Annotated in this window: 6 protein-coding genes and 1 pseudogene; 4 read left to right on the forward strand and 3 right to left on the reverse strand. The window is 33.5% G+C overall.

Going from position 1 to position 5,224, the window contains the following annotated elements:
* Window positions 1-841 precede the first annotated feature (841 nt).
* On the reverse strand, window positions 842-1,006 hold the full coding sequence (locus ACQKMD_RS21660) for a hypothetical protein (protein ID WP_427754617.1): 165 nt from the start codon (window positions 1,004-1,006) through the stop codon (window positions 842-844).
* 889 nt (window positions 1,007-1,895) lie between these two features.
* On the opposite strand from ACQKMD_RS21660, the gene ACQKMD_RS21665 reads away from it, so the two are divergent.
* The 3 genes from ACQKMD_RS21665 (at window position 1,896) to ACQKMD_RS21675 (ending at window position 3,047) form a co-directional block, all read left to right on the forward strand.
* Window positions 1,896-2,405 (forward strand): DUF3231 family protein, encoded by a 510-nt coding sequence (locus tag ACQKMD_RS21665; RefSeq protein WP_427754618.1) that lies wholly within the window; start codon window positions 1,896-1,898, stop codon window positions 2,403-2,405.
* A 188-nt stretch (window positions 2,406-2,593) separates the two neighbouring features.
* A complete protein-coding gene (locus ACQKMD_RS21670; protein ID WP_427754620.1) occupies window positions 2,594-2,782 on the forward strand; it encodes a hypothetical protein in 189 nt (62 codons plus the stop codon).
* A 10-nt stretch (window positions 2,783-2,792) separates the two neighbouring features.
* Window positions 2,793-3,047, forward strand: a complete 255-nt coding sequence (locus ACQKMD_RS21675) for a spore coat protein (RefSeq protein ID WP_427754622.1) — start codon at window positions 2,793-2,795, stop codon at window positions 3,045-3,047.
* A gap of 276 nt (window positions 3,048-3,323) precedes the next feature.
* On the opposite strand, the gene ACQKMD_RS21680 is transcribed toward ACQKMD_RS21675, so the two are convergent.
* Together ACQKMD_RS21680 and ACQKMD_RS21685 are read right to left on the reverse strand one after the other, a co-directional pair.
* On the reverse strand, window positions 3,324-3,578 hold the full coding sequence (locus tag ACQKMD_RS21680; RefSeq protein ID WP_427754623.1) for a GlsB/YeaQ/YmgE family stress response membrane protein: 255 nt from the start codon (window positions 3,576-3,578) through the stop codon (window positions 3,324-3,326).
* Between the two features lie 217 nt (window positions 3,579-3,795).
* A pseudogene (locus ACQKMD_RS21685) lies at window positions 3,796-4,191 on the reverse strand (IS3 family transposase); the annotation flags it as partial.
* 429 nt (window positions 4,192-4,620) lie between these two features.
* Here ACQKMD_RS21685 and ACQKMD_RS21690 point away from each other — a divergent pair.
* Window positions 4,621-5,224, forward strand: a 604-nt coding sequence (locus tag ACQKMD_RS21690; protein ID WP_427754625.1) for an IS110 family transposase, incomplete at its 3' end; no start/stop codon positions are given.

Raw genomic sequence — 5,224 nt, forward strand, 5'->3', positions numbered from 1 at the left:
TACCAACGCATCCAAGTTTCTACTTGCGATTTATTTTTGATTTCATATTTCTCCATAATTTCTTTCGTTGTTAATTGACCACTTAATTTTTCTTGTACAACTGCCCATTTTACTTCTCTTGAATATAGGTTTTTGCCCATGCAAAAACACCCCCGATTTAAGTACTGATTTTCAGTGTACCATGTTCGAAGGTGTTTTATGTTGTCTTATAATTTTAGGTTAGTCCAAAAATGAGTTAATAACTAAAACCTCTTCTTTTTCCAATGTAGCGTGAAAAGATTCGTATCCAGAGAAACTGATGTATCAAAAGCAACGCTTTATAACGACAAAGACATCCGTTCGAGAATAAACTAAGAACTCACGACAAGTGCCCGAAACAAGTACAGCGAGAAATGAACAAAAGTAACAAGGATACACTTATTGCATCCTAAAAAGAAAAAATCAAATTTGGAAGAGGAAAACAAGCAATTAATGAAATTATATAAAGGAGAACATTATTCTCCTTCTTCTAACGTGATTGGAAAATGACACAAATAGATACTATATAAAATTTCTCCTAAGTATACATGGTGCGTGCTGCTTCTATGTATCGGAAGCGGTAATTTCCAGCAATTATGTAAGGTTTAATGCCTTCCCTATTCAACATATAGCTGATTTCTTCCATATCGTACTCCAACCAACTTACGTGTGGATAATAAAGTTTGATCAAACTTCCAAAGCTTTGTTGAAGTAGAAAATTTTTAATAATATTTATTAGTCCATAGCAAGAGGTGTTAGATATGAGGAGAGTAGATGTTGTATATGCGTTTATTTATGACGAAATAGAAAAAAGTATTAATGGTTAATAACCGTATTCACTTGGTCTTGGAGCAGTTGAAATAGGAGGAAACATTCGCCCCTTTGGAAGAACCGCAGAACCAATACCCCCATTAAATTGACCTTTATAGAGTGCTTGTAGCTGTATTTTTACAGGAACAACACATTGCTGAACTAAATGGCATTTCATTTAGTTTTTCCTTCAGCCCTAACATAAATTGATAATTTTTTTATTTTGCATATTGTTATCATTCATCCATTGAAAATATTCAGGATGATTTAAAAAACCCAAGCAACTGGTTTTCCCTTAAATTTACCGAAAGTCATTTTCTTAGAATTACCTCCTAAAAAATCACTACCCAATATAAGCACCCTATTTCATACAAACATTTTTAACGTTTAATTTACTATTTTTATATCTATTATAAATATGTATTATTGGACCTTTCATATGCATCAATAATCTATTCTATTCTATAAATTATCTTTCAGCCAAAATAGTTTTCCTTACATTAGCTCTGATATCATTTTAAACGTACATGGATAGGCAAACTATAAAGAAATAACCCTATAAATCCAATGAGGACTATATAGTAATCAACAAGTCGTTACATTTTATATAAAAATACAAGGGTCTTACTACATATACACTTATTATCTATCAAGGCTTTTTTAAGTTATATAATACGAGACAGACGTGATTCGATGTGTTCCGTTTCCAGTTGGTTCTCCCCTCTTTCAGCCAAACTTCTTTTCACTTCACGGCATTATCTCTCAAATCACTTTACATTCAATAGATAGGTAAAATAAAAGTTATTTGCTTTTGAGAGCTTTTCACAATCGCCTAATAAAAGTAGGAAATAACTTTAGTTTAAGAAAAGTGGCAAAGTAGTAATTTTTCTATTTTTTATAACTTTTGGTACACGTTTTTGCTCTAAGGGTAGGATTATCTATGAAGATTCAGTTTCTTTTTACGTTTATTGGTTATCCTCCTTGTTTATTATTTGAATAAATTTCGGATTTACAACACAACCTTAAAGCTGTTAGAAAAATTCTAAAATTAGATAGGAAGTGCAATTATGGGAATACTAAGTGGAACCCCCCAAAAAGAACCTTTACATTATGGTGAAGTGTTCACTATATGGACGACCCTTGCAGTAAATAATGGATTAATTGCTGGGTATCAAACATTTTTTAATCACACTGGTGACAAAGATTTAGCGAAGATCATTGAAGAATGTATCCAAATGATGAAAGAGGCAAATAAGCAATTAGAAAAGCTATTAAAAGTAAATGGTATCGCTCTTCCACCTGCGCCTCCTGAACGTCCAAATGCAAGAATAGAAGCTATCCCTGCTGGAGCAAAATTTAATGACCCAGAAATTAGCGCTGCACTTTCAATGGATACTGCTGCAGGCTTGGTTGCATGCAGTCAAGCTATGGGAACATGTACTAGAGAAGATGTAGCTTTGATGTATGGACAATTTCATTTGGCCAAAGCTCAAATTGGCGCAAAACTATTGCGACTTAATAAAGAAAAAGGTTGGCTTGTTCTTCCTCCATTACATCTAGACTATCCAGAAAGCTAATCTTAATTTTGGGCACTCTAATTTAGATTGCCCTTTTTACTTTAATGAATTCTCCCCACTAATACAATTCAAAAATAATAATTTTTCACTTCTAATTTTTTATTGTTAGTAGCTATTTTGGACATGCGCTCCAACTACTATGTATTTATAACTAAATGGGCATTTTAAAAATGAAAGAAGGTTTATCTATGAATCATAATTTAACTGAACTTGAAGTGGAGCACTTACGAAGCTTGATAGGTGCACATGGAACTATAGCAAAAAAATTAGAATTTTATGCACAAAATTGTGCAGATTCGGAGTTAAAAACAATTTTTGAAAGAGATGCACAAGCAGCTAAACAATCTAAACAAGAATTAATGTCTTTTCTAAATTAGGAGGAATTCTATGTTTCAAGATAAAGAAATGGTTAATGACTACCTTGCAGGATTAAACGCAAGCTTAACAGGATATGCGAATAAGATAGCTCAAACAAATAATTTAGAACTAAGACAAACTTTGATACAAATGAGAAATCAGGATGAGTCCCGTCAAAGAACTGTATATAGCTATGCTCTCCAAAAGGGGCACTATAAACCTGCAGCTCCTGCTTCCCAAGAGGTAATCACTCAGTTTAAAACACAATTAATGTCTGAACAATAACAAAAATAAAATTTTAGTAAATATTTTAAGTGAAAAGCCGATCATCATTTTTTAGAGTCGGCTTTTACTTAATTCAATAATTTTTATATAGAGGTATCTAAAAATTATTAAATTAAGTAAAAATTCTTGGGTTCCCATCTGATACATATAACAGGTCAAAACGCTATATTAGGAGATTACCTAGCAGCTATAAGTTATGGAATATTGTTCTTAGTTTTATACCAAACCTTACATTGTATTCAAAAAATAAACCTGAGCAAATTGCCCAGGTCTTAATCAATCCTTATGCATCAATTTCATAATGAAACTCGCTATAAAAATTAATATAATAGAACCGATCAATGCTGGGAAAATATAGAAATCACTTATTGTTGGTCCCCATTCACCTAATAATTTTCCACCTATCCATGCTCCAATAATACCCGCTATAATATTACCAATAATTCCTCCTGGGATGTCCCTACCTATAATTAAGCTCGCTACCCATCCAAGAAGACCGCCTATAATAAGAAACCAAAGTAGACTAAACATATTTAACCCTCCTTTTAAGCTTGATATTATAATTCCCAATTAGCTAAAAATAAAACATTTATTTAATAATGTATATCAAAATAATAGGTGATAGCACTTTACTTGTTCTAAGGCTGTCTGAACAGCTCCAAGATCTTCTACTAAAGCACCCCGTTCGTATTATAAGGTCAGCCAGAGAATAAATTGTACCCTTTGTAAAGGACATTTTTGAAAAAGGTCATGCCACATGGAGAAGATTATTTCTGTATTGTACAGGAGTCATCTTCTTTAAGTTCCATTGGTACCTGAAATTGTTATAGTACGTCATATAATTTTTGATTTCTCTTTTAAGTTCTTCAAGCGTATTACACCGCTTTATAAAGGCTTCATCTTTGAAGTGACCAAAGAAAGACTCTTGGGGAGCGTTATCCCAACAGTTTCCTCTTCTTGACATTGATTGTCTAAGTCCCAGTTTTCTTACGTGTTTCTGAAAGGTTGGACTTGTATAATGCACTCCTTGATCAGAGTGAATAAAAGCTCCTTCTGCAAACTTTACTCGTTTTTTCTTCATTAACTTTACTAATGTATTTGTAGCTAAATCTAATGTCATTCTACTGGACACATTATAGGCAAGTCTCTTAAATTCGTCTGTATATGTAACACCCTTTGAACTTAAGGATTTAACATATCGATTATTAGATAGCATTTCCATTTCTGTCTCAGTAAAGTGTTTTTTTGACATTTAAATGTTCTCCGATTCCTCATTTTTTTCATTATACATAAGAGTACCCTATAGAGCAGACCTTTTTTAAGTGTCTACTCTATAGGGTACATTTTAGAATCTGGTTGACTATTTTTTATTCAATTTATAGATTGATAGTAGCCGGGGTAGAACGGAAGCACCCGTGGGACTTAATCCCGACAACTAAACTGTTCGCCCTCTACTTGTTAACACATGATTAGGCTGGTTGGGACATTACGATCTCGTATAACAAGCGAAGATATGAATAACAAGCTAGATAGAGGCTACCGGTCAATACACTACATGAGGAGGAGATAAACTATGAATCCAGTAGTTGGTCTGGATGTCGCAAAAGGTGAAAGTCAGGTTCAAATGTTCTTGGATAAAAAAATGCCCTATAAAAGCAGTGTGAAAGTGGACCATACGGTGGAAGGATTGGAAGAGTTACACTCTTATTTATTAGATATAGAGAATCAAACAGGGATGAAACCACCTATTGTTTTAGAAGCGACAGGTCACTATCATGCCCCAGTTGTACAGTTTTTAGAGGCAAGAGAGTACATTGTCATAATCGTAAATCCACTGGTATCTTATCGAGCAAAAAGCTCTAACTTACGAAAAACTAAAACAGATGCCATTGATGCCTATCACTTAGGTGAACTGTATTACAAAGAGGATTTAGAGCCTCAGAAAAAGCGTGGTATTCAGCTTTTAAACCTTCGGCATCTGACAAGGCAACACGAAAATATGACGGGAATTATGGTTCAAACAAAGCTACAATTTCAAGCTGTATTAGATCAAGTTTTCCCTGAGTATAAAGGAGTTTTTGGTGATTTATACGCTGAGATTTCATTAAGAACTTTACAGTCCTTCCCTACATCTGAATCAGTACTAAAAGCAGGTGTAGAAGAGATTGCTCAATTTA

The sequence above is a fragment of the Viridibacillus sp. NPDC096237 genome (genome assembly GCF_050278625.1).
Lineage (GTDB): Bacteria > Bacillota > Bacilli > Bacillales_A > Planococcaceae > Viridibacillus.

Excerpts from the sequence above, each read along its gene's own strand:
- ACQKMD_RS21660 (WP_427754617.1), bottom strand. The coding sequence starts at position 1,006 with ATGAAATGCCATTTAGTTCAGCAATGTGTTGTTCCTGTAAAAATACAG.
- ACQKMD_RS21675 (WP_427754622.1), top strand. The coding sequence starts at position 2,793 with ATGTTTCAAGATAAAGAAATGGTTAATGACTACCTTGCAGGATTAAAC.
- ACQKMD_RS21680 (WP_427754623.1), bottom strand. The coding sequence starts at position 3,578 with ATGTTTAGTCTACTTTGGTTTCTTATTATAGGCGGTCTTCTTGGATGG.
- ACQKMD_RS21670 (WP_427754620.1), top strand. The coding sequence starts at position 2,594 with ATGAATCATAATTTAACTGAACTTGAAGTGGAGCACTTACGAAGCTTG.
- ACQKMD_RS21665 (WP_427754618.1), top strand. The coding sequence starts at position 1,896 with ATGGGAATACTAAGTGGAACCCCCCAAAAAGAACCTTTACATTATGGT.